We start from the raw sequence: 21,300 nt of genomic DNA, 5'->3' as shown, positions 1-21,300 counted from the left end.
CATGACTGTCAGCCTGCCATGCTAATCAGTAAACCAGGCTGCATAAATAGCAAAATACTGCATTGATCCATCAGTTCAATTTACGAATCCAGCGCCTGCTGCACCCACCCATGGACGGCTTTTCCGACCTGCGCTTCTTCTCGCTGCTGATCCGCGAAGGCAGCTTGGCCGCCGCGGCCCAGCAGATGGGCGTGACGCCGCCCGCCGTCAGCCGCCGCCTGTCCCTGCTGGAGCGGCGCCTGGGCGTGCGCCTGCTGCAGCGCACGACACGGCGCATCCACCTGACGCCCGAGGGCGAAGCCTACCTGCTGGACGGCGCGCGCATCCTGGCCGACCTGGAGGCGCTGGAGCGCAGCATCTCGGGCACGCGCGCCACGGCGCGCGGCCCGCTGTCCATTGCGTGCACGCTGGGCTTTGGCCGCCAGCGGCTGGCGCCCGCGCTGTCGGCCTTTGCGCGCGCCTATCCCGAAGTGCAGGTGCAACTGCAGCTGACGGACAGGCCCGTCAACCTGGTCGAGCAGGGCTTTGACGCCGTGGTGCGCTTTGGCGCCCTGCCCGACTCCGCCCTCACCGCCCGCCTGCTGCTGCCCAACCGCCGCGTGCTGTGCGCCGCGCCCTCCTACCTCAACGCCCACGGCGAGCCGCGCCAGCCCGCCGACCTGCAGGCCCACCGCTGCATCGTGATCCGCGAGAGCGACGAAACCTATGGCAGCTGGCGCCTGAGCCGGCGCACGCGCCAGGGCATGAGCGAGCACAACATCAAGGTCAACGGCGTGATGAGCACCAACGACGGCGCTGCGGCCCTGGCCTGGGCGCTGGACGGCCACGGCATCCTGCAGCGCTCGCTCTGGGATGTGGCCGCGCCGCTGGCCGCAGGCGCGCTGCGCGAGGTCCTGCCCCAATGGCAGCTGCCTGCGGCCGACATCTACCTGGTGCACGCCACGCGCAGCGAGATGTCGGCCAGAATCCGCGCGCTCACCGGCTTTCTGGGCGACTGGTTTGCACAACGGCCTGAGCCGGACATGGTGCCCGCCTGAGCCCGGGCGCAATCTGCAACCTCGGCGGCAGACAGGCTGTCATGTGCGTTCACCCTGCGCAGCGCAGGCCATGCGAACATGGCCCGCAACAGCAACCACCACACCCAGGAGACAAGACACATGGCCACCGCCCGCTACCCCCAGCCCGAACTGTCCAGCCTGCCCGAGGACATCCGCGCCCGCATTCTTGAAGTGCAGGAAAAGGCCGGCTTCATTCCCAACGTCTTCCTGGCCTTTGCGCGCCGCCCCGCCGAGTGGCGCGCGTTCTTCGCCTACCACGATGCCCTCATGCTCAAGGAGGAAGGCAGCCTGACCAAGGGCGAGCGCGAGATGATCGTCACTACCACCAGCGCGGCCAACCAGTGCCTGTACTGCGTGGTGGCCCACGGCGCCATCCTGCGCATCTACGAAAAGCAGCCCTACGTGGCCGACCAGGTAGCCGTCAACTACCGCAAGGCCGCCATCAGCGCCCGCCAGCGCGCCATGCTGGACTTCGCCATGAAGGTCTGCGAACGCAGCCATGAAATCTGCGAGGCCGACTTCGAGGCGCTGTACCCGCATGGCTTCGACGACGAGGACATCTGGGACATCGCCGCCATCACCGCCTTCTTCGGCCTGTCCAACCGCATGGCCAGCTTTGCCGGCATGCAGCCCAATCCCGAGTTCTTCCTCATGGGGCGCGTGCCGCGCGAGAAGAAGTAGGCTGGCCGACCTGTGCCCCCTGGCGCGCCGCAGCACCCTCGACCAAACCCCGGCATATCTCCCCCACCTGCCCCACGGCCCCCAGCAGGCGCGGCGTGGGCTCGTTGGCGCAGTTCAGGCGCAGGTGGTTGGGCAGGTCAGAGCGCGATGAAAACAGCGGGCCGGGGCTGACACCAATGCCCGACTCCAGCGCGCGGCGGTGCACCTCCAGTGCATTCACCTGGCGCGGCAACTCCACCCACAGCAGAAAGCCCACGCGCGGGGCCGAGACGCGGGTGCCGGGCGGAAAGCTGGCCTCGACCCTGGCCGTGACGGCCTGCACCCCGGCCTGCACACGGGACTTGAGACGGCGCAGGTGCCGGTCGTAGTCGCCGCTGGCCAGCACCTCGCTCACGGCGGCTTCCAGCAGCGGCGCACCGGCCCAGTCGCCCGCCAGGCGCACCTGCAGCACCTGGGCATGGAAGCGGCCCGCCGCGATCCAGCCCACGCGCCAGCCCGGCGCCAGGGTCTTGGACACGGAGCCGCAGTACAGCACGTTGCCGCTGGCGTCGAAGGCCTTGCAGGCCGGCGGGCGCTGGCCGTCGCCTGCAAGGTCGCCATAGACATCGTCTTCGATCAAGGGAATGCCCGCCCGCTCCAGCAGCGCCACCAGGGCCTGCTTGCGCTCCACCGGCATGCTGGCGCCCAGCGGGTTCTGCACGGTGGGCGATGCCAGCACGGCAGCCGGCCGGTGGCGGGCAATGGCCTCGGCCAGCGGCTCCAGCAGCAGGCCTTCGCGGGGATCGGTGGCAATCTCCAGCGCCTTCAGGCCCAGGTCCTCCAGCAGCAGCAGGCTGCCGAAATAGGCGGGCCGCTCCACGGCCACGACATCGCCGGGCTTGCACACGGCGCGCAGGGCCAGCCGTACGGCCTGGGTGGCGCCTGCCGTCAGGACCAGGTCGTCGGGGCCGAAGCGCGCACCCCATTGCGCAGCCCGGGCCGCTATCTGGCCGCGCAGGTCCGCGCGGCCCGGCGGCATGCTGTAGGTCTGGCCGTGCGCGTCCAGGCGGCGCCCGGCGGTCTGCAGCGCGCGCTGCAGCCGGGCCGTGGGCAGCCAGGCCGGATCGGGCAATGCCGCACCCAGCGGGATCAGGCGCGTGTCGGGGCTGCTGAACAGCGAGCGCGCCAGGGCCGACAGGGTCACGGGCACGGGGCGCGACGACGGGCGGGACGCCTGCAGCGCCGCGCCGCCGGTTGCCTGGCGCACAAAGTAGCCCGAGCGCGGGCGCGCGACGATCAGGCCCTCGGCCTCCAGGCAACGCAGCGCCTCCAGCGCGGTGGGCAGGCTGACCTGTTCGCGCTCGGCCAGGCTGCGGGCGGAGATCAGCCTATCGCCGGGACGCAGTGCGCCGCAGGCCAGCGTCTGGCGCAGGGCCTGGGCAATGCGGCGGTACTGGGGCAAGGGTTCGTTGGTGGTGGGCATGCCAATCTGTACAGGTCAGTTTTCTTGGATTCTGCTTATACAGGCATTGGTGGTCCCGATTTATCGTTGCAGCCATCCAGCAACCCGAGGAAACCCATGCAAGCCAGCAATTTCGATCTCCAGGCCTACTTCCGCCGCATCGCCTTCAGTGCCGGGGACTCCGCCCAGGCGGATGCCGCCACCTTGCATGCGCTGATGCGCCAGCAGCTGTTTTCCGTGCCTTTCGAGAACCTCGACGTGCAGGCCGGCAAGATCGTCTCTCTGGTGCCCGAAGACATTGCGGCCAAGATCCTCGGCGGCGCCCGGGGCGGCTACTGCTACGAGGTGAACGGCCTGTTCGCCATGGCGCTGCAGGCCCTGGGCATTGCCTACCGCTTTGTGGCGGCGCGGCCCATGTTCTATCCGGCCCGCCGGCCCCGCACCCACATGGCCCTGGTGGCCGAGGTCGAGGGACGGCGCTGGCTGTGCGACCTGGGCTTTGGCAGCTACGGCATACGCGCACCCATGGCCCTGGACGAGCTGGACACCGAGGTCCGCCAGGACGGCGACACCTTCCGCCTGAGCCTGGACGACCAGGGCGAGTACCTGCTGCAGGCCCGCGTGGACGGTGAATGGGCCAACCAGTACGCCTTCAACCTCTCGCCCCAGGAGTGGGTGGATTTCGCGCCCGCCAACTACCTGAACTCCACGCACCCGGACGCCATCTTCGTGCAAAAGCGGGTGGTGGTGCTGCACCAGCCGGCCGGCCGCATGATCCTGGTGGGCGACGCGCTCAAGACCATCACGGCCAGCGGCACCGAGACCAGGCAGCTGGCGCCTGATGAAATCCAGCACGTGCTGGGCAGCCTGTTCGGGCTGGCGACCGAGCGCCAGGCGGCTGCCGTGTGCTGACCCTCTAAGCCAGGCGGGTCGAATCCCGCTCGATCAGCTCGAACCCCAGGTCGAACGCCGAGCGCCCGGCACTCTGGCCCTTGCAGCGTGCCAGCACGAGTTCGGCGGCCAGGCGGCCTATGCCCGGCCCGTCCACATGCACGGTGGTCAGCGACGGCAGCAGGTGGGCCGCGAAATCGGCATTGCCGAAGCCCGAGACGGCCAGGTCCACGGGCACGCGCAGGCCGCGCGCCTGGGCTTCCACCAAAATGCCGTGGGCCAGCATGTCCGAGCTGCAGACCACGGCCTGCAGATCAGGCTGCTGCGCCAGCAACTGGCCCAGCGCCTGCCGGCCCAGCTCCAGGCTGCCGGGCGCGGACACGGTGACCGTGGGCACCTCGCGGCCCCAGGCTGCGAGAAAGCCCTCGCGCCGCTGCTGGGCCCGGTGGTCGCCGCCCGTGGCCATGCCCACGCGCTGCAGGCCGCGCGAGAGGAAATAGCCGGCCAGCGCGCTGCCCACCTTCAGGTGGGAAAAGCCCACCACCATGTCCAGCGGCCGGTCGCTGAAGTCCCAGGTTTCCACCACGGGAATGCCGGTCCTGCGCAGCCGCTCGCGCGCCTTGTCGGACTGCACCAGGCCCATCATCACAATGCCGTCGGGCTGGCGCCCGATCATGGCGTTGAGCACCTCTTCCTCGCGCTGCTCGTCGTAGAAGGTCTGGCCCAGCAGCAGCTGATAGCCCTCCTGAGCCAGCGTGGCCGTCAATGACTGCACCGTGGGCAGGAATTGCGACACCGACAGCGCGGGCACCACGCCGGCCACCATGCGGCTGCGGCGGGACTTGAGGCCGCCGGCCAGCAGGTTGGGGATATAGCCCGTGGCCTCCACGGCCTGGCGCACGCGCTCGCGCGTCTTCTCCGAAACGATGGAAGGGTTGCCCAGTGCGCGCGAGGCCGTGATCAGCGAGACGCCGGCCGCCTCGGCCACGTCGTGCAGCGTGGCGGGCCTGGGTGGTGTGGGTGTGTTCATGGGCAAGCGCGATCGCGGGCTGGTATCGGGGACGGGCCTGAAGATAGCAGACCGCCCTCCACGCGCGGGCGCCAGGCCTGCCCTGCATCGCAGAAATCGTGATTGACAGCCAAAATGACAACGATATCATTTTGCTGGAAGCGCAAATCCTTGCATCTAAGAAATGGCATCGGCGCTTTTTCATCTCCCCGGAAATGATAACGATGTCATTCACAAATCAGGAGACAAGATGAATCACATTCTTCGTGCCATGGCGCTGGCCCTGGCCGCGCTCGCTGCCTTTTCTGCATCGGCCCAGGCCTGGCCCGACAGGCCCGTCACCCTGGTCGTGCCCTTCCCCGCCGGCGGCTCCACCGACCAGGTCGCGCGCGCCGTGGCGCCCAGGCTGGGCGAGAAGCTCAGGCAGTCCTTCGTGGTGGAGAACAAGGCCGGCGCCACGGGCACCATCGGCGCGGCCTTCGTGCAGCGCGCGGCGGCGGACGGGCAGACCTTTCTCGTCACCTCGCTGGGCCCGCTGGTCATCGTGCCCCACCTGATCAAGAACCTGCCCTACGACGCGCTCAAGGACTTCGACCTGATCACCGTGGCCGTGCAGTCGCCCAACGTGCTGGTCGTGCCCGCAAGCTCGCCGCACAAAAGCGTGGCCGACGTGGTCACCCACCTCAAGGCCCATCCGGGCAAGATGAGCTTTGCCTCGGCCGGCCACGGCTCCAGCGACCACCTGACGGCCGAACTGTTCTGGCAGCAGACGGGCACCCAGGGCGTGCACATCCCCTTCAAGGGCGGCGCGCCCGCCCATGCCGACCTGATCGGCGGCCAGGTCGATGCCTCGTTCCAGAACATCAATGCCGTGATACAGCACATCCGGGCCGCCAAGATGCGCGCCCTGGCCGTGACGAGCCCGCGCCGCTCGCCCGTGCTGCCGGACCTGCCCACGCTGGCCGAAGCCGGGGTGAAGAACGTGGAGGTCGCCTCCTGGCAGGCCATCGTCGCGCCCAAGGGCCTGCCGCCTGCGCTGCGCGACAAGGCCCATGCGGCCTTTGTCGAGGCGCTCAACGATCCCCGGGTGCGCGAGCAGTTCGTCTCCATCGGCTACGAGATGGTGGCCGGCACCCCACAGCAGTTCGCCGAATTCCAGCGCCAGGAATACGCGCGCTGGAAGACGGTCATCGAGGCCGGAAAGATCAGCATCGACTGATGCCTGCCCCTGTCCGTTTTCCAACCACCGCACTCCCGCAGCCATGACTTCTTCCGCGCTTTCAGAAACCACCAGCCAGGACCGCATCCAGTGGATACGCCTGTCGTCCTGCTACCTCCCCCTGGCCCGGCCCATCAGCGATGCCAAGGTGCTCACGGGCCGCCAAAAGCCCATGACCGAGGTCGCCATGCTGTTCGCCGAGATCCAGACCCGCGACGGCCACCGGGGCCTGGGCCTGAGCTACGCCAAGCGCGCCGGCGGCCCCGGCCAGTTCGCCCATGCCAGCGAAATCGCGCCCTCCCTGCTGGGCGAAGACCCCAGCGACATTGCGCGGCTGTGGACGCGCATGTGCTGGGCCGGCGCCTCCGTGGGCCGCAGCGGGCTGGCCGTGCAGGCCATCGCGGCCTTCGACGTGGCGCTGTACGACATCAAGGCGCGCCGCGCGGGCCTGTCGCTGTCCAAGCTGCTGGGCTCGCAGCGCGAATCCGTGCGCTGCTACAACACCTCGGGCGGCTTTCTGCACACGCCGCTCGATGAGCTCAAGCGCAACGCCAGCGCCTCGCTGGAGCGCGGCATAGGCGGCATCAAGCTCAAGGTGGGCCAGCCCGACTGCGCGCTGGACATACGGCGCGTGGAGGCCATGCGCGCCCACCTGGGCGATGTCGCGCCCATCATGGTCGATGCCAACCAGCAATGGGACCGCCCCACGGCCCAGCGCATGTGCCGTGTCTTCGAGGAATTCAACCTGGTCTGGATCGAGGAGCCGCTGGACGCCTACGACCACGAAGGCCATGCCGCGCTGGCCGCGCGCTTCGACACGCCGATCGCCACCGGCGAGATGCTGACCAGCGCCGCCGAGCACGGCGATCTCATACGCCACCGCAGCGCCGACTTCCTCATGCCCGACGCGCCGCGCGTGGGCGGCATCACGCCCTTCCTGCAGATCGCGGCCCAGGCCGAACTGGCCCACCTGAGCCTGGCGCCCCACTTCGCCATGGAGCTGCACGTGCACCTGGCCGCCACCTGCGCCAACGAGCCCTGGGTGGAACACTTCGACTGGCTGGAGCCGCTGTTCAACGAACGCCTGGACATCGCCGATGGCCGCATGCTTGTGCCCACGCGCCCCGGCCTGGGACTGAGCCTGAGCGAACAGGCGCGGCGCTGGACGCGCGAAAGCGTGGAGTTCGGGGAGCGGGGCTGAGGGCGGCTGCGAGCGGCTGAGGGCCTGGTTACACCCGGTACCTCAGGCTTTTCACATATATTGCTTGGCTAAATGGAGTGAACAGTGGACAGCCGGACCACGACAGCGGCTGTCCATGCCGGGCCGGGCCGGGCCGGGCCGGGCCGGGCCATTCGACCATCACAACCTCAACAGGCGAAATTTGGGAGCTGACTTGATGCGCGTGGCCTTGCTTCTTTTGGTTCCAGCCATCGCCGGATGCACCCCGGACACAAATCCCGCAGGTGGCGCTCGCACGCAAGTGCAGCGCGACGTTGAAAGCTATGCCATCGCAAGCTGCCTGACCCAGCAGGCCGAGCCCTATCTCAAGGACCAGGGAGATGCCTGGGCCTCCGTCATCGTGCAGCGCATGCACGGGGATATCGATGTGCTGGCAGGCATTGCCGAGCAGGTGCAGCGGGAGAACGCCAAAGGCGGCAATGGCGCCAAGGGCGATATGGCCGTCATGCGCGACGAGGCCCGTCCCGGGCAGGGCAAGCCATTGCCCGTGCTGCACTGTGGCGAGGTGATCGACCGGCCCACCGTGCGCGCTGCGATTCAAAAGGCGATTGCGCCACTGCGCCCGTCCTACGAATCCAGGTAGGCCAGGCCGTTTCCCGAAAATCCGGGTTGGGGGCGGGCAACCAGCCCCTACCCATCCAGCCCGTACTTGCGGATCTTGTCGTGCAGCGTGGTCTTGGGCATGGACAGGGCTTCGGCCGTGCGCGCCAGGCTGCCGGCGTGGCGGCGCAGGGCGTCGGCGATGAGGGCGCGCTCGAAGGCCTCGACAGCGGCGGACAGCGGCCGGGGCGCGGCGTCCTGCGCCGTGGTGCCGGCCGGCTGGCCGAAGGGGGGCGAGCCGGCCTCGATGCCCAGCACCGTGCGCTCGGCCACGTTGCGCAGCTCACGTACGTTGCCGGGCCAGTCATAGCCCAGCAGTTGCTGCACGCGCGCCGTGGTCAGCTCGGGCACGGGCCGCTGGTGGCGCGCCGCGCCCTGCAGCGCGAAGTGCTCGAACAGCAGCGGCACGTCCTCGCGCCGCTCGCGCAGCGGCGGCAGCGAGACGGTGGCCACGTTCAGGCGGTAGTAGAGGTCGGCGCGGAACAATCCTTGCCGGCTCAACTCCAGCAGATCGACCTTGGTGGCCGCGATCACGCGGCAGTCGATGGGGATCAGGGTGTTGGAGCCCAGGCGCTCCAGCACGCGCTCCTGCAGCACGCGCAGCAGCTTGATCTGCATGGGCAGGGGCATGCTTTCGATCTCGTCCAGGAACAGCGTGCCGCCGCTGGCGTGCTCCAGCTTGCCGATGCGCTTCTTGCCCGCGCCGGTATAGGCGCCGGCCTCGCTGCCGAACATTTCGCTGTCGAACAGCGTGTCGGGCAGGCCGCCGCAGTTGACGGCCACGAAGTTGCCATCGCGCCGTGCGCTGGCCTCGTGCAGGCAGCGCGCCACCAGCTCCTTGCCCGTGCCGGTCTCGCCCTGGATCAGCACATCGGCCGCGCTCTGCGCCAGCCCCGTGAGCATCTGGCGCAGCTGGCGCATATTGGGCGCGCGGCCTATCAGCCGGTGCTCCAGGCTGTCGCGCTGGTCCAGCTGCTGGCGCAGCGCGCGCACCTCCAGCACCAGGCGGCGGCGCTCCAGGGCACGGCGCACGGCGCCGACCAGGGTTTCGGGGGCGAAGGGTTTCTGGATGAAGTCCTGGGCACCGTCCTTCATGGCCTGCACGGCCATGGAGATATCGCCGTGGCCGGTGATCAGCACCACGGGCAGCTCGGCATCCATGGCCACCAGTTCGCGCAGGAAGGCCATGCCGTCCATGCGCGGCAGGCGGATGTCGCTGACCACGATGCCCGCGAAGTCGCGCGACAGGCGCCGGCGTGCCTGCTCGGCGCTGCCCACGCTTTCGCAGGCAATGCCTTCGAGCTGCAGCGCCTGCTCGCAGCCGAGCACGATGTCGGGGTCGTCCTCGATGATCAGGACTTTGAGGGCGTCGGTCATGGTGTGTCGGCGGATGGGGTGGAGGGTGCCAGGGCCAGGCTCAGCGTGAAGACGGCGCCGCCGCCCGGATGGTTGCTGCCCGTCAGCGTGCCGCCGCATTCGCGCACGATGCCGGCCGACAGCGCCAGCCCCAGGCCCAGGCCCACGCCCTCTTCCTTGGTGGTGAAGAACGGCTGGAACAGATGGGCCTGCGCCGCTTCGCTCAGGCCCGGCCCGTGGTCGCGCACGGTGACCTGGGCGCGGCCATCGGCCACGGCGCAGGCCAGCTCCAGGCAGGGCGCGGGCTGGCCGCGCATGGCGTCCAGGGAATTGTTGATCAGGTTGATCAGCACCTGCTCGATGCGGTTGCGGTCGCACCAGGCCACGGCCTCGGGCACGCCGTCATCGCGCAGGATGCGGGCGCCGGTCTCGGCCACGCGCGACTCCAGCACGGCCAGCGCATTGTCCAGCGCATGCGCCAGCGGCACGGCCTGGCTGGCGCCGCTGGACTTGCGCGCAAAGTTGCGCAGCTGGCCCGTGATGCGGCCCATGCGGTCGGCCAGCTGCGCCATGCGCTCCAGGTTCACGCGCGTGGTTTCGGTATCGCCGCGCTCCAGAAAGCGCTGGCTGTTGCCCGCCAGGGTGCGCAGCGCCGTCAGCGGCTGGTTGAGTTCATGCGCCACGCCCGTGGACAGCTGGCCTATCACGGCCAGCTTGCCGGCCTGCACCAGTTCGTCCTGGGCGGCGCGCAGCGTGGCCTCGGCGTGGGTGCGCTCGACCACCTCGGCCTGCAGGGCCTCGTTGGCGGCCGACAGGTCGGCCGTGCGCTGCTCCACCTTGCGCTCCAGCTCGTCATGCGCGGCCTGCAGCGCCTCGCGCGCGGCCAGGCGGTCGCGCAGGTGGCGGCGGCGCTCGTTGACCATCATGGCCAGCAGCAGCACGAAGGCCGCGCCCACGGCCGCGGCCAGCGCGCGGCTCTGGGCAAGCTGGTCGACCTGCTCCAGGTGCGAGAGCACGGTGATCGTCCAGGGCGTGCCAGGCAGTTGGCGCGACTGGGCCAGGAAGCGGCCGCTGACCGGATAGACCGAGCCTGGCGATTCCTCGCCATGGCGGGCGATGCGCACCAGGCGCGCGCCCTGGCCCAGGTCGCGCAGCACCTGCAGGCCCAGGGGCTCCAGCGCGCGGCGGTTGTACTGGCGCGTGTGGTCGAAGGCGGCGCGCGTGCCCTCGTCCAGCGTGCGCAAGGTGGTGAATTTCCAGTCGGAGACCGTGCCCAGGATGACGACGCCGTTCTCGTCGCCCACCAGCACCGGCGCCTCCACCGTGGACCACGATTGCTCCAGCTGGTCCAGGCTGACCTTGACCACGGCCACGCCCAGCGTGTGGGTGTCGTCGCCCAGGGTGGAGGCCAGGTAGTAGCCGGGCTCGCCGCGCGTGGTGCCTATGCCGAAGAAGCGCGCACTGCCCGTGGCCATGGCGGTGCGGTAGTAGGGGCGAAAGCTCAGGTCCTCGCCCATGTAGCTGTCGGAGCGCCGCCAGTTGCTGGAGGCCACGACGTGGCCGCGGGCATCGACCAGGTAGGCGGTCAGCGTTCCCGCACGGTCGTTGAGTTGCTCCAGGTAGGCGTTGACGCGGTTGGTGAGCTGCTCGTCGCCGGGCTCGGCCAGCAGCCTTTGCACATTGCCTTCCAGTGCCAGCACGTCGGGCAGGAAGGCGTACTTGCCGATCTCGCGCTGCAGGCTGGCGCCGTACAGCTCCAGCCGGTGCATGCCCGTGGCACGCAGATCGGCAATGCCCAGCCGCTGCGCCAGCAGGTACGCACCCCAGCCGCTCAGCCCGCTCAGGGCAAGCCACAGCAAAAGCAGAATGAGCTGGCGCAGGGGGCGGCGGGCGGGCATGGTGAAGGCACCGATGTTATCAGCGCCCTCCCGCACCGCCCCGGCCTCAGGCCGAGACAGCGGGCCGCCCTTGCTCGGAATGGTCCGTGGGCAGCAGGGACTCGTCGTCATCCGTGGCCGTGGTCGGATCGACGGCGCCTTCCCACTTGGCCACGACGGCCGTGGCGATCGCATTGCCCAGCACATTGGTCAGCGTGCGGCCCATGTCCAGGAAGTGGTCGATGCCCAGGATCAGCAGGATGCCCGCCTCGGGCAGGCCGAACATGGGCAGCACGGCGGCCACCACCACCAGCGATGCGCGCGGCACGCCGGCAATGCCCTTGCTGGAGACCATCAGCACCAGCAGCATGGTGATCTGGGCCGTCAGCGTCATGTCGATGCCGTAGGCCTGGGCGATGAAGATGGCCAGGAAGGTGGTGTAGACCATCGAGCCGTCCAGATTGAACGAGTAGCCCAGCGGCAGCACGAAGCCGATGATGCGCGGCTTGATGCCGAACTTCTCCAGCTGCTCCATGAGCTTGGGATAGGTCGATTCGCTGCTGGCCGTGGAAAAGCCCACCAGCAGCGGGCCACGAATCAGGTTCAGCAGGCGGAAGATGTCACGGCCCAGCACGCAATAGCCGGCCACGATCAGCAGCACCCACAGCGTGGCCAGGGCCAGGTAGAAGCACAGCATGAACTTGCCGAACACCGACAGCATGCCCAGGCCATGGATGGCGATGGTGCCGGCCACGGCGCCGAACACGCCCACGGGGGCGAAGCGCATCACATAGTCGGTGACCTTGAGCATGACGTGGACCACCTCGTCCATCAGGCCCACCATGGAGCGCGCGGCCTGGTTGTGCAGATTGCCCAGCGCAATGCCGAAGAACAGCGCGAACACCAGGATCTGCAGCACCTCGTTGGTGGCCATGGCCTCGAAGATGTTCTTGGGGAACACGTGGGCGATGAAGTCCTTGAGGTTCAGCGCCGAGGTCTTGAGGTTCAGGCCCTCGGCCGACGACGGCAGGGCCACGCTCAGGCCATGGCCGGGCTGCAGCACGTTCGCATAGATCAGGCCGATGGTCAGCGAGCAGAACGAGGCCACGATGAACCAGCCCAGTGCGCGGCCGCCGATGCGGCCCACGGCCTTGGCATCGCCCATGTTGGCCAGGCCCGACACCAGGGTGGCGAACACCAGGGGCGCGATGATCATCTTGATCATGCGCAGGAAGACATCGGTGAGGATGCCGAAGTAGCTGGCGATTTCCTTGGCGGCCTCGGGCGTGGGTGCGTAGCTGTTGCAGGCATAGCCCACCAGCACGCCGAGGACCATGGCCACGAGCACCATGGTGGTCAAGCGGTTGAATTTCATGCGGATTTTTTCGTTGGACGTGTTTCGGTCTTGCAAGCGAGCCCGGCCACCACGGCTGCCGGCCACTGGCCGGATGCCGCAGCGAAGACGGGCTTGTCTCCCTGCATACACAACCACGATGCACGTGGCCTGCGCCTGACAGTGCACAGACCGTGCCAGCCGCATCCGGCACCTGCACCCCGCGCTAACTGCTTGATCCGCCTATATCGACCTTACTTTTATGCATAAGGTTGGACGGAAATCCGAACAATGGAATGCAGGCGCCGTTCGGAAAACCGGACGGCCGGATGCCCGGGCATGCCGCCTGCGTCCTGCCTGTGCCCCGGGCATTACGCGGACACCGAGGCCCAGGCCATGGGCTGCGGGTCATGCACAAGAAGCCTCACACACCCTCCATGCGCTGCGCGCATCCCGGAGCCCGGGGTTGCGGGCATAGCGGCCCCATAATGCGCCACCCCATTGAATCAAGGAATTGGCACCTATGTCTTCCGGCGGCTTTCACGTCCATGGCCCACACGATCACGAGCTAGAACATGCCGCCCAGGGCGAGCATGGCCAAACCGCCCACCACGGCATCGGCGGCGGCAGCCTGACCAACCAGATCGCCATGTGCACCGCAGTCATCGCCACGGTCGGAGCCATCTTCTCGTACATGGGCGGTGCCACCCAGGCCAATGCCGGGCTGTACAAAAACGACGCAGCCATCAAGAAGACCGAAGCGGCCAACCAGTGGGCCTTCTTCCAGGCCAAGAGCACCAAGCAATCGCTGTCCGAGTTCGCGCGTGACCTGGCGACCACGGAGGACAAGCGGGCAGCCTACCAGGCCAAGGTGGAGCGCTACGAAAAAGAAAAGGATGACATCAAGCGCGATGCCGACCGCCTGGAAGCCGAGGCCCGGCAATGGGACGAGAAGTCCGAGATGCAGATGCACCTGCATCACCGCTGGGCTCAGGCCACCACCGCGCTGCAGGTCGCCATTGCCCTTGCAGCCATCGCGCTGCTGACCAAGAAGAAATGGCTGGAATACGCCATGCTCGGCGTGGCAGCGCTGGGCCTTGGCGTGGGCGGGCTGGCCATGCTGCACATCTAGAGCGTGTGGCAAAGCCGCAAAGCCGCATATCCGCCTTGGAAGGCACCTGTGAAGCAGCCCCCTGATTCCCCGGCCTTGCCCGCGGCTCAGTCCTCGCTGGGACGGGGATAGCCTGCCTCTGCCCAGGCTTGCGCAGACGTCCGGGTGAGCTGATGGTCCGGCCTGACTCCCACCTTGGCCAGCTCGCTGCCGTCGGCGGCAGTGGCGGTGAGCGTGGCGCTGGGATTGTCCTCATCGGGCTCGATATCCAGAGAGACGGTCACGCGTGACCCGCCCGCCATGATCTGCACATCCTTGTGCAACTGCGCTGCCAGATGCTGCTCATGCCGGCGCATCACCTCGTGCGCCGTCTTCACGAGCGTGTTGAAGGCGGCAACGTCCAGCGGCTTGGGGTTTTTCTTGTCGCGGCCCATGGTCCACGGGCCGACCAGGCTCGGCTCCACCTGGCCGTCCTGGGTCATTGCGACGGCCCAGCCATCGTCGTCTTCATTCTTGATGACGCGGGCTTCCCAGCCGTTGTGGTGCCAAAGGCGGTCTTCGAAGATTGAGGCGACTTCCTGTTCGAGTTCTCCAGACATGTCCAGACCTTTGTGGAAACTATCAAGCCCAGGATTTTACTGTCTATCCATACAGTTCGCGGGCATGGGTCTATTTCGAAAGCGGTCGACTCAGGCCAGCAAACCGGCTACCGCGACGGTATGGCAGGCGCTGCCGGCAACCACGAACAGATGCCAGATGCCGTGCGCGTGGCGCATGCTCGCCAGACGACGGTAGAACACCGTTCCTGCCGAATAGAGCAGTCCGCCGGCGAGCAGCCAGGCCAGGGTCTGCGCACCATGGCGAAAGGCCACCGGCACCGCGCTCCCCAAGCTGAGCCAGCCAAGGCTGATGTACAGGGACAGGCGCGGCGGCGAATCGAAACCCAGTGCACGTATCGCACCCTGAAATGCGAGCCCCCATACGCCGCCCAGCAGCAGCCAAGCCCACAAGCCAGGGGGCGCCATCAAGGCAAAGGGCGTGTGGCTGCCGGCAATCAGCAGGTAAATGCAGGCGTGGTCTACGCGCTGCCAGAAACGCTTGCGCACCCCGGTACAGCTATGAAAGAGGGCCGATGCGCCAAACAGCGCCGCCAGAGACAGGCCAAACACCACAGCGCCCACAATCTTGCGCGCATCACCGCCGGCCACCGTTTCGCAGATGAGAACCACACTGGCCGCCAGGCCCACGGGCAGGGCTGCCAGATGGCTCCAGGTATTGAACCGTTCGCCGGGCTGGCACCAAACGGAAGTGCCGTGCGGCGAGCCTGCCTGCAAATCTTGCATGGAGCCTCCTGGCGCATGGCTGAGCAACGCCGGGCGCGTTGGCCCGGCCCGGCCACCCTAAGGCCCAGACGTGACAGGGCAATGATGGCAACGGACACGCTGGAGAGCCCGTCCACCGTACACCACACGACGTGCAGCACCAAATTGAAACATCAGGCCTTGAAAACATCCACAAACCATCCATATGGATGGCATAAGGATGTTCCATGGCCACAACCACCTCCACCCCTCGCGTGAGCGAATCCGAGAAGCTCACCATCAATCTGGGCTATGTCGACCTGGGCCAAATCGACCTGCTGGTCGCCGAAGGCTTCTACGCCAACCGCAGTGATTTCATCCGTACAGCGATACGCAATCACCTGCGCAGCCATGCGGACGCGTTGCAGCAGGTCGTCGCCCGCAAGATGCTGGTCCTGGGTATGCAGCATTTCTCCCAGGCCGATCTCCTGCGGGTGAAGGCTGCCGGGGAGAAGCTGCAGATCCGGGTGCTGGGCCTGGCCAGCATCGCGCAGGACGTGCCTGCTCAGTTGGCCGCAGAAACCATCGAATCCATCACGGTGCTGGGAGCGCTCCAGGCCAGCCCCGCCGTTCGCGCCGCTCTGGCCGGCCGCATTACCTGAGAACCATTCCATGAAACAGCTTTTTCACGACATGCTGGGCGAGGCTACACGCCTGACGCGCACTGGCAATTTGCTGGAAGCAACCGAGCTGATTCAGCGCACGTTGCGAGGCGAAAGCGCGCCCGCGCCCCACGGCAAGCCAGCCGCAACCAGTCATCGGGAAGGCGGCTGGATCGTCGATGCCGAAGCCCGTTTCATCGACGATGCTCCCGAACTTGCCGTGCCTGCAGGCACGGCGCAGGCAGACACCTCCAGCGACGAGCAATGGCTGCGCGGCAGCTACTCTCACGGAGGCCGGCAACTGGCCTATCGGCTCTATGTGCCGCCAGGCAGTGCACTTGAAGCGGGACCTCGGCCGCTCGTCCTCATGCTGCACGGTTGCACCCAGGGGCCGGAAGACTTCGCCGCCGGCACGCGCATGAATGACCAGGCACGCAGCGCTGGTGTACTGGTGCTCTATCCCGAACAAACACAGCATGCGAACTCCCAAAAGTGCTGGAACTGGTTCAAGGCCCAGCATCAGCAGCGGGGCCGGGGTGAGCCAGCACTGCTGGCGGGCCTCACGCGCCAGGTGATGACTGACCATGGCGCGGACGCATCGCGTGTCTATGTCGCCGGACTATCGGCTGGAGGTGCTATGGCGGACATATTGGGACGCACCTATCCTGAGCTGTTCGCCGCCGTGGGTGTGCATTCGGGCTTGGCCGCCGGTGCAGCCTCCAATCTGCCATCAGCCCTCGAGGCGATGCGAAGAGGCGCAGCATCAGGCTCGGCCAGTGGTCCCAGCGTGTGTCCAGTGATCGTGTTTCACGGCGATGCGGACACGACGGTGCACCACGACAACGGCGCGGCCGTGGTGCATGCTGCACGCAGCGCGCAAGGTCCCCAAGGCGCACCTCGCGTCATCCAGGGCCATGCGCCGAACCGCCAGCGATTCACCCGCACTGCCTATGTCGCGGCCGACGGAAGTACCGCCATTGAGCACTGGCAACTGCATGGCGCGGGCCACGCATGGTCCGGCGGTAGCTCGGCGGGCAGCTACACCACGCCAGGAGGAATCGACGCCAGCGCCGAGATGCTGCGCTTTTTCCTGTCGCACAAGCGTGCCCACGACTGTTGACCCGAGGCCACGCATTGCATCCGCCAACCGCATGACGCCAAAGAGTCGCAGGGTTGGCAGCGTCCCATTTCTCGGCGCACACGGATGCAAGAAACAGCGCTGGACTCCATCGAGAAACCATGCCGAAGAAAGCTGAGCGCTGCCCCGAACGGCTGCTCATGGCCGGAAGCTGCTTGCGGCAACGCCCGCTTGGGGGACTCCTCCCGGCTGATCTGCGCCATTCACGGTGCAGTGCGCGGTTGAAGCTCGAAGAGGTCGGCCCCGAGCGACCTCTGGATGAGTCCTGCGACGACACGGGTGTTGCCTGACCTCGAAAAGTAGGCGACTGGCGTCGACGTTCGGTCTGAACGCCTACCGTCCCGTTGCTCCGTCGCTGTCGCTCTGGCGATCAGTGGGAGAGGGGTTATGGCCGCCATCAATGCGCGACGAATCGAGTCCGCGCTGTCCTTCATCGGAAACTCCTTGATGCAGGGCAGGCACCGGGCCCGTTCTTCGTTCGACCCGCCGTGGAGGGAGCAGCCATGGTTGTAACTCCGAGGGCTGCTGCAGAAATTGCGATGGCCGAAGTGCCAAGGAACTCACGGCGCTTCGTGTCAATGGATACGTGGGTCATGGGTCGTCCGATCTACTGAGACATCTGTGCGGTTCTTGCGAACCAGGCGAAAGGGTCAATCGAGCCTCTTCCTGGTGAGGAAGGAGGACACCAGGTCCGCGATCTGGACGTTGTTCAGGTCGGACATGATGAAGTGGGTGTTCCCGCGTATGCCCATCTCAGGCAGATGCACGAGCTGTGCATCTCCGCCGTGCCTGTTGACGGCGTCCACCCAAAGGCGAGCCATGGCGAGCCGGACGCGCCAGTTGTCCTTGCCGCGCTCGGTGGTGGGCTCAGTCGGGAAGTTGTCGCCGTAGTAAATGACGATGGGGATGCGGGTGAGCTTTTGGAAGTCTTGTGCCGAGACAGCCTCCGGCGCCAGGGTTCCCGCAGCGCTGGGCATGGCGGCCGGCAGTTCCCCCGGCGGGAAGATGAAGCCGCTGCCCGGCTCGAACGCCACGACGCCCTTGACGTTGGCGCTCTTGATGGCTGTCAGCCAGCCAGGTCCGCCGCCCTGTGAGTGCGTGAAGAGGATGGCCGGGCCTGTTTTGGTGAAGAGCGCAGCCATCGCCTCGGCGATCACGTTGGCGTCATAGGCGCCGGTGTTCGGCGTCACCGAGCGCAGGAACTGGTTCAGTGTCTCCGGCTGGCGGTCGAACTGTACGTTGTCGAAATAGCCCGGCCACTTGCCAAAACGGAACTGGTCGAAGAACAGCTGGTCGTAGGGCGTCGGCCCGGTCGTCGTGGCGACGGTGCTGTTGCCGGCCCTGCCTCGGCGCGGCTGATCGACAAGGTAGACCGGGAAGCCGCGGCGCAGGAACAGGTTCTGGAAGCCCTCGCGGCCGTCCGACGTCGTTTCCCAGCTCCGAGCCGACTGGAAGGCGCCGTGCAGCATCACGATGGGCAAAGGCCTCGGATTCTGCGGGACCTGATAGAAGGCGTAGAGGTGATCGCCGTGGAAGCTTTGCCCTGCACTTGTCGGCTTGTCGTTGTCGTACACGCCGGGCACCGTCTTCACAACGCCACCGACCGCGAAGCTGCCCTGGCGCTGAATGACCAGGGGCTTCGACGAACTGTCCGAATGAGAGGCGCAACCTGCCAGCGATACAGCCAAGACAAGTGCTCCTGCGCGGAAGATGCGGGTGATGCTCATCATCAGCCTTTTGATGCAGCGTCGAGGGCCTGCACGAGTGCGTCATCGGCGCGGGCTGCCACCTCGGGGCCGACCTCTTGCGCCAGCGCTTGGCTCAGCTGCCGCAGTTGCGATGCGGTCAGGCCCACGCGCAGGCTGGCTCGCATGTGGGAGCGCAGCTGGTTCTCTGCACCCGGTGTCGCAGCCAGCGCTCCGACCGTGGCCAGCTCGCGGCTGCGCCAATCGAGGTTGTCGCGCTCGAAAATGTCGCCAAACAGGTGAGCCTGCAGAAACTGATTGATGATCGGCGCGAACTCGAACACTGGGCCCTGGACCGGTCCACCTGAAATCTCGGTCTGATTGGCCTGGCCGACCAGCGCCAACTCACGACCGGTGGACACGGCTCGGCTGGGGTCGTGACCCGGAGCGTCCTGCACGCCGCGCTGCTTGCGCAGCTCGACGACCTTGAGCAGTTCGCCGAGCGCATTGAGACTTCTGGGGAAGCCCGCGTAGGCATAGAGCTGCACCAGGACTTCCTTGGCCTCGCTGACTGTCATGCCCGCGTCCAGCCCCTGGTTCAGTGCCATGCCCAGCCGGGGCAAGTCACTGATTGCCGTGAAGGCGGCGATGAGCGGAATGGCGCGTTGCCTGGGGCTCAGCGAATCGGACGCAGGCTGCACGGCCTTCTGTGGCTCCTGTGGCTTCTGTGGCTGCTGTGCCCTCTGGCCGGTCATCGCGGAAAGGCCTGCGCTCACCACGGCGGCCTGGTAGTCCTGCTCGCAGAGTTTGTCCTGCCAGGCCACGGCGCTGCCGTTTTCTTTCTCGGCAATGGCGATGTGGGTCATGGAGCCTGAAGGCCCGGCGCCATGCCAGTGGCGCACGTTGGGCGGGATGGTCACGACATCGCCAGGGCGAATGATGAGCGCCGGCTGGCCTTGTTGTTGCACGAGGCCCTGTCCCTCGGTGACGATCAGCGTCTGACCGAGCGGATGGGTATGCCAGGCCGTCCGCGCACGGGCCGTGAACGTGACGGTCGCTCCACCGGCCGTTCCGGGAAGTGGCGCCTGAAAGGGTGAGCTGATGCGGACGTCGCCGGTGAACGTCTGGGCCGATCCAACGCTGACCTGCTGCGCAGACGCGGGGCGAACTTCGACGACGGGCGGCATTGCGCCAGGACCGGAAGACTGCGCCGCAGCGGCTGTCACCGCACCGCTCAGGGCCATTGAAAGCAGTGATTTCACGAGAGCGCCTCCTGTTGTTTCGCCTGATGGCGGCGGTGCGGCTTGACGATAAAGAACCACGAGACGATCAGCGCCAGGCCGAGCAGCAGAGCGGCCACGTCCATGACGGCAGCAATGCGATGCGCGAGGGCTGCACTGTCTTGTTGCTCGATGGACGAGCCAGCGCTGGCGAAGACAAGAACCAGCAGTCCAAGCCCCAGTGCTCCCCCCAACTGGTGAGCCACGTTGACCAGGCCGGACGCAGCACCCGCGTCCTCACGCGCCACTCCCGCCACACCGGCCGCGGTCAGCGGTGCCAGCAACAAGCCCTGGCCCAGTCCGATCAGGACCATGGGTGGGGCGATGCCGGTCCAATAGCTCGATAGCGCATGCGCTTGACCCAACCAGGCGAGGCCCACCACTCCGAGCAGCAGGCCGGCGAGGAGCAGCGTTTCGTTGCCGAAGCGGCGAGCCAGCCCGGGCACGGCCATGGCCGAGGCAAAGTTGGGCAGCGTCACGGGCAGGAAGGCAATGCCGGCTTGCATGGGCCGCAGATGCAGCACGCCCTGCAGGAACTGCGTACAGAAGAACCAGAAGCCAACGGCTCCGCCCAGGAAGAGCATGCGCGTGATGTACGCACCGGCTCGCTGCGGGCTGGTGAACAGGCGCAGCGGCAGGATGGGTTGCCGGACCCGGCGCTCAATGCCGATGAAGAGCAGGATCATCAGCATGCCGCCGACCAGGGCCCCCTGTGCGAGGCCATCGTGCCAGCCAGCTTCGGCTGCTCGAACCAGGCCGTAGACCAGCGCCGTCATCCCTATGGTCGAGCTGATGGCGCCGCCCACGTCGAACTGGCCTTCCTGCTTCTGGGTCTCGCCAATGTGGCCACGCGCAGCGACGATCAACAGCAACCCTATTGGCAGGTTGATGAAAAAGCCTGCGCGCCAGGACACCAAATCAGCGAACAGGCCGCCCAAGACCAGGCCCAGGGTTGCGCCGACACCGGCAGCCGCCGCGTACAGCGAGAGCGCCCGGGTGCGGCCTGGCCCCTCCGCGAAATGCGTGGACAGCAGTGCGAGCGTGGACGGCGCAAGGACGGCGGCGCCTACACCTTGAATTGCGCGGGAGACCAGCAACCAGCTGGCGCCAGGCGCCAGGCCGATGGAGACGGAGGCGAGCGTGAACAGCGCCAGCCCCAGGATGAACATCCGCCGGCGGCCCAGGATGTCGCCAGCGCGGGCACCCAGGAGCAGCAAGCCACCGAAAGCCAGCGTATAGGCATTGGTCACCCAGGACAGTTGCGCCGAAGTGAAGCCCAGGCTTGCCTGGATGCGGGGCAGACCCGTGATGACGATGGAAATGTCCACGACGATCATCAGGTAGCTGGCCACGATGACGGCCAGGACCTTGTTCTCGTTGCGGATGGGGCAGGATTGCGCGGCGTTCATCGCGGTCAC

Annotated in this window: 20 protein-coding genes; 9 read left to right on the top strand and 11 right to left on the bottom strand. The window is 67.2% G+C overall.

The features are described from left to right. Positions 1-110: 110 nt before the first annotated feature. Positions 111-1,037, top strand: a complete 927-nt coding sequence (locus ACFPFG_RS31395; protein ID WP_183018254.1) for a LysR family transcriptional regulator — start codon at positions 111-113, stop codon at positions 1,035-1,037. A 120-nt stretch (positions 1,038-1,157) separates the two neighbouring features. Continuing rightward, positions 1,158-1,739 carry a peroxidase-related enzyme gene (locus ACFPFG_RS31390; protein WP_380109809.1) on the top strand — a complete coding sequence of 194 codons (582 nt, stop codon included), beginning with the start codon at positions 1,158-1,160 and terminating at the stop codon, positions 1,737-1,739. Here ACFPFG_RS31390 and ACFPFG_RS31385 read toward each other — a convergent pair. Further along, entirely contained in the window at positions 1,708-3,201 is a 1,494-nt protein-coding gene (locus ACFPFG_RS31385) for an aminotransferase-like domain-containing protein (RefSeq protein WP_380109807.1), read from the bottom strand. The genes ACFPFG_RS31390 and ACFPFG_RS31385 overlap by 32 nt on opposite strands. Positions 3,202-3,297: 96 nt before the next feature. Here ACFPFG_RS31385 and ACFPFG_RS31380 point away from each other — a divergent pair, with 96 nt between their 5' ends. Further along, entirely contained in the window at positions 3,298-4,092 is a 795-nt protein-coding gene (locus ACFPFG_RS31380; protein ID WP_312372238.1) for an arylamine N-acetyltransferase family protein, read from the top strand. Positions 4,093-4,096: 4 nt separating this feature from the next. Here the strand turns inward: ACFPFG_RS31380 and ACFPFG_RS31375 are convergent, their stop codons facing one another. Next, positions 4,097-5,101, bottom strand: coding sequence for a LacI family DNA-binding transcriptional regulator (locus tag ACFPFG_RS31375; protein ID WP_197956016.1), 1,005 nt, complete (start codon positions 5,099-5,101; stop codon positions 4,097-4,099). 229 nt (positions 5,102-5,330) lie between these two features. On the opposite strand from ACFPFG_RS31375, the gene ACFPFG_RS31370 reads away from it, so the two are divergent. The 3 genes from ACFPFG_RS31370 to ACFPFG_RS31360 all read left to right on the top strand — a co-directional run bounded on the left by ACFPFG_RS31370 (position 5,331) and on the right by ACFPFG_RS31360 (position 8,122). Then, positions 5,331-6,299, top strand: coding sequence for a Bug family tripartite tricarboxylate transporter substrate binding protein (locus ACFPFG_RS31370; protein WP_380109804.1), 969 nt, complete (start codon positions 5,331-5,333; stop codon positions 6,297-6,299). Positions 6,300-6,342: 43 nt separating this feature from the next. Continuing rightward, the gene (locus ACFPFG_RS31365; RefSeq protein WP_380109802.1) at positions 6,343-7,500 is read left to right on the top strand and encodes an L-talarate/galactarate dehydratase; all 1,158 of its coding nucleotides are present in this window, start codon (positions 6,343-6,345) and stop codon (positions 7,498-7,500) included. A gap of 280 nt (positions 7,501-7,780) precedes the next feature. Further along, on the top strand, positions 7,781-8,122 hold the full coding sequence (locus ACFPFG_RS31360; RefSeq protein ID WP_380109800.1) for a hypothetical protein: 342 nt from the start codon (positions 7,781-7,783) through the stop codon (positions 8,120-8,122). A 47-nt stretch (positions 8,123-8,169) separates the two neighbouring features. Here ACFPFG_RS31360 and ACFPFG_RS31355 read toward each other — a convergent pair whose 3' ends face one another. From ACFPFG_RS31355 to ACFPFG_RS31345, 3 genes are read right to left on the bottom strand one after another with little or no spacing between them, the layout of a single operon-like run. Continuing rightward, positions 8,170-9,516 (bottom strand): sigma-54-dependent transcriptional regulator, encoded by a 1,347-nt coding sequence (locus ACFPFG_RS31355; RefSeq protein ID WP_312372248.1) that lies wholly within the window; start codon positions 9,514-9,516, stop codon positions 8,170-8,172. After that, positions 9,513-11,393: a sensor histidine kinase gene (locus tag ACFPFG_RS31350; RefSeq protein WP_183018259.1), complete on the bottom strand. Its 1,881-nt coding sequence runs from the start codon at positions 11,391-11,393 to the stop codon at positions 9,513-9,515. The genes ACFPFG_RS31355 and ACFPFG_RS31350 overlap by 4 nt, the downstream gene beginning before the upstream one ends. Before the next feature lie 46 nt (positions 11,394-11,439). Further along, a complete protein-coding gene (locus ACFPFG_RS31345) occupies positions 11,440-12,747 on the bottom strand; it encodes a dicarboxylate/amino acid:cation symporter (protein WP_183018260.1) in 1,308 nt (435 codons plus the stop codon). Between the two features lie 481 nt (positions 12,748-13,228). On the opposite strand from ACFPFG_RS31345, the gene ACFPFG_RS31340 reads away from it, so the two are divergent. Further along, positions 13,229-13,837, top strand: coding sequence for a DUF4337 domain-containing protein (locus ACFPFG_RS31340; protein ID WP_183018261.1), 609 nt, complete (start codon positions 13,229-13,231; stop codon positions 13,835-13,837). Positions 13,838-13,923: 86 nt separating this feature from the next. On the opposite strand, the gene ACFPFG_RS31335 is transcribed toward ACFPFG_RS31340, so the two are convergent. Together ACFPFG_RS31335 and trhA are read right to left on the bottom strand one after the other, a co-directional pair. Next, complete coding sequence (locus ACFPFG_RS31335; protein ID WP_380109797.1) at positions 13,924-14,415, bottom strand: hypothetical protein; 492 nt, start codon at positions 14,413-14,415, stop codon at positions 13,924-13,926. A gap of 90 nt (positions 14,416-14,505) precedes the next feature. After that, the gene (trhA, locus tag ACFPFG_RS31330) at positions 14,506-15,159 is read right to left on the bottom strand and encodes a PAQR family membrane homeostasis protein TrhA (protein WP_380109794.1); all 654 of its coding nucleotides are present in this window, start codon (positions 15,157-15,159) and stop codon (positions 14,506-14,508) included. A gap of 206 nt (positions 15,160-15,365) precedes the next feature. Between trhA and ACFPFG_RS31325 the strand changes: the two genes are divergently transcribed. Both ACFPFG_RS31325 and ACFPFG_RS31320 read left to right on the top strand, forming a co-directional pair. After that, entirely contained in the window at positions 15,366-15,779 is a 414-nt protein-coding gene (locus ACFPFG_RS31325; protein WP_183018264.1) for a CopG family transcriptional regulator, read from the top strand. Positions 15,780-15,789: 10 nt separating this feature from the next. After that, the gene (locus ACFPFG_RS31320; protein ID WP_380109793.1) at positions 15,790-16,899 is read left to right on the top strand and encodes an extracellular catalytic domain type 1 short-chain-length polyhydroxyalkanoate depolymerase; all 1,110 of its coding nucleotides are present in this window, start codon (positions 15,790-15,792) and stop codon (positions 16,897-16,899) included. A gap of 448 nt (positions 16,900-17,347) precedes the next feature. Here the strand turns inward: ACFPFG_RS31320 and ACFPFG_RS31315 are convergent, their stop codons facing one another. Genes ACFPFG_RS31315 through ACFPFG_RS31300 form a run of 4 tightly spaced genes read right to left on the bottom strand, consistent with a single transcriptional unit; the run spans position 17,348 to position 21,291 of the window. After that, the gene (locus ACFPFG_RS31315; RefSeq protein WP_380109792.1) at positions 17,348-17,512 is read right to left on the bottom strand and encodes a twin-arginine translocation signal domain-containing protein; all 165 of its coding nucleotides are present in this window, start codon (positions 17,510-17,512) and stop codon (positions 17,348-17,350) included. A 55-nt stretch (positions 17,513-17,567) separates the two neighbouring features. Beyond that, positions 17,568-18,647, bottom strand: coding sequence for an alpha/beta hydrolase (locus ACFPFG_RS31310; RefSeq protein WP_380109789.1), 1,080 nt, complete (start codon positions 18,645-18,647; stop codon positions 17,568-17,570). Continuing rightward, complete coding sequence (locus ACFPFG_RS31305) at positions 18,647-19,864, bottom strand: (R)-mandelonitrile lyase (protein ID WP_380109787.1); 1,218 nt, start codon at positions 19,862-19,864, stop codon at positions 18,647-18,649. The genes ACFPFG_RS31310 and ACFPFG_RS31305 overlap by 1 nt, the downstream gene beginning before the upstream one ends. Then, positions 19,861-21,291 (bottom strand): MFS transporter, encoded by a 1,431-nt coding sequence (locus tag ACFPFG_RS31300; RefSeq protein WP_380110368.1) that lies wholly within the window; start codon positions 21,289-21,291, stop codon positions 19,861-19,863. The genes ACFPFG_RS31305 and ACFPFG_RS31300 overlap by 4 nt, the downstream gene beginning before the upstream one ends. Positions 21,292-21,300 lie beyond the last annotated feature (9 nt).

The organism is Delftia deserti (assembly GCF_042653485.1).
GTDB lineage: Bacteria > Pseudomonadota > Gammaproteobacteria > Burkholderiales > Burkholderiaceae_C > Comamonas > Comamonas acidovorans.
This window is presented reverse-complemented; position numbering and strand designations above follow the sequence as displayed.

Coding starts and splice junctions, on each gene's coding strand:
- ACFPFG_RS31395 (WP_183018254.1), top strand. CDS start 111: ATGGACGGCTTTTCCGACCTGCGCTTCTTCTCGCTGCTGATCCGCGAA.
- ACFPFG_RS31390 (WP_380109809.1), top strand. CDS start 1,158: ATGGCCACCGCCCGCTACCCCCAGCCCGAACTGTCCAGCCTGCCCGAG.
- ACFPFG_RS31385 (WP_380109807.1), bottom strand. CDS start 3,201: ATGCCCACCACCAACGAACCCTTGCCCCAGTACCGCCGCATTGCCCAG.
- ACFPFG_RS31380 (WP_312372238.1), top strand. CDS start 3,298: ATGCAAGCCAGCAATTTCGATCTCCAGGCCTACTTCCGCCGCATCGCC.
- ACFPFG_RS31375 (WP_197956016.1), bottom strand. CDS start 5,101: ATGAACACACCCACACCACCCAGGCCCGCCACGCTGCACGACGTGGCC.
- ACFPFG_RS31370 (WP_380109804.1), top strand. CDS start 5,331: ATGAATCACATTCTTCGTGCCATGGCGCTGGCCCTGGCCGCGCTCGCT.
- ACFPFG_RS31365 (WP_380109802.1), top strand. CDS start 6,343: ATGACTTCTTCCGCGCTTTCAGAAACCACCAGCCAGGACCGCATCCAG.
- ACFPFG_RS31355 (WP_312372248.1), bottom strand. CDS start 9,516: ATGACCGACGCCCTCAAAGTCCTGATCATCGAGGACGACCCCGACATC.
- ACFPFG_RS31350 (WP_183018259.1), bottom strand. CDS start 11,393: ATGCCCGCCCGCCGCCCCCTGCGCCAGCTCATTCTGCTTTTGCTGTGG.
- ACFPFG_RS31345 (WP_183018260.1), bottom strand. CDS start 12,747: ATGAAATTCAACCGCTTGACCACCATGGTGCTCGTGGCCATGGTCCTC.
- ACFPFG_RS31340 (WP_183018261.1), top strand. CDS start 13,229: ATGTCTTCCGGCGGCTTTCACGTCCATGGCCCACACGATCACGAGCTA.
- ACFPFG_RS31335 (WP_380109797.1), bottom strand. CDS start 14,415: ATGTCTGGAGAACTCGAACAGGAAGTCGCCTCAATCTTCGAAGACCGC.
- trhA (WP_380109794.1), bottom strand. CDS start 15,159: ATGCAAGATTTGCAGGCAGGCTCGCCGCACGGCACTTCCGTTTGGTGC.
- ACFPFG_RS31325 (WP_183018264.1), top strand. CDS start 15,366: ATGGCCACAACCACCTCCACCCCTCGCGTGAGCGAATCCGAGAAGCTC.
- ACFPFG_RS31320 (WP_380109793.1), top strand. CDS start 15,790: ATGAAACAGCTTTTTCACGACATGCTGGGCGAGGCTACACGCCTGACG.
- ACFPFG_RS31315 (WP_380109792.1), bottom strand. CDS start 17,512: ATGACCCACGTATCCATTGACACGAAGCGCCGTGAGTTCCTTGGCACT.
- ACFPFG_RS31310 (WP_380109789.1), bottom strand. CDS start 18,647: ATGATGAGCATCACCCGCATCTTCCGCGCAGGAGCACTTGTCTTGGCT.
- ACFPFG_RS31300 (WP_380110368.1), bottom strand. CDS start 21,291: ATGAACGCCGCGCAATCCTGCCCCATCCGCAACGAGAACAAGGTCCTG.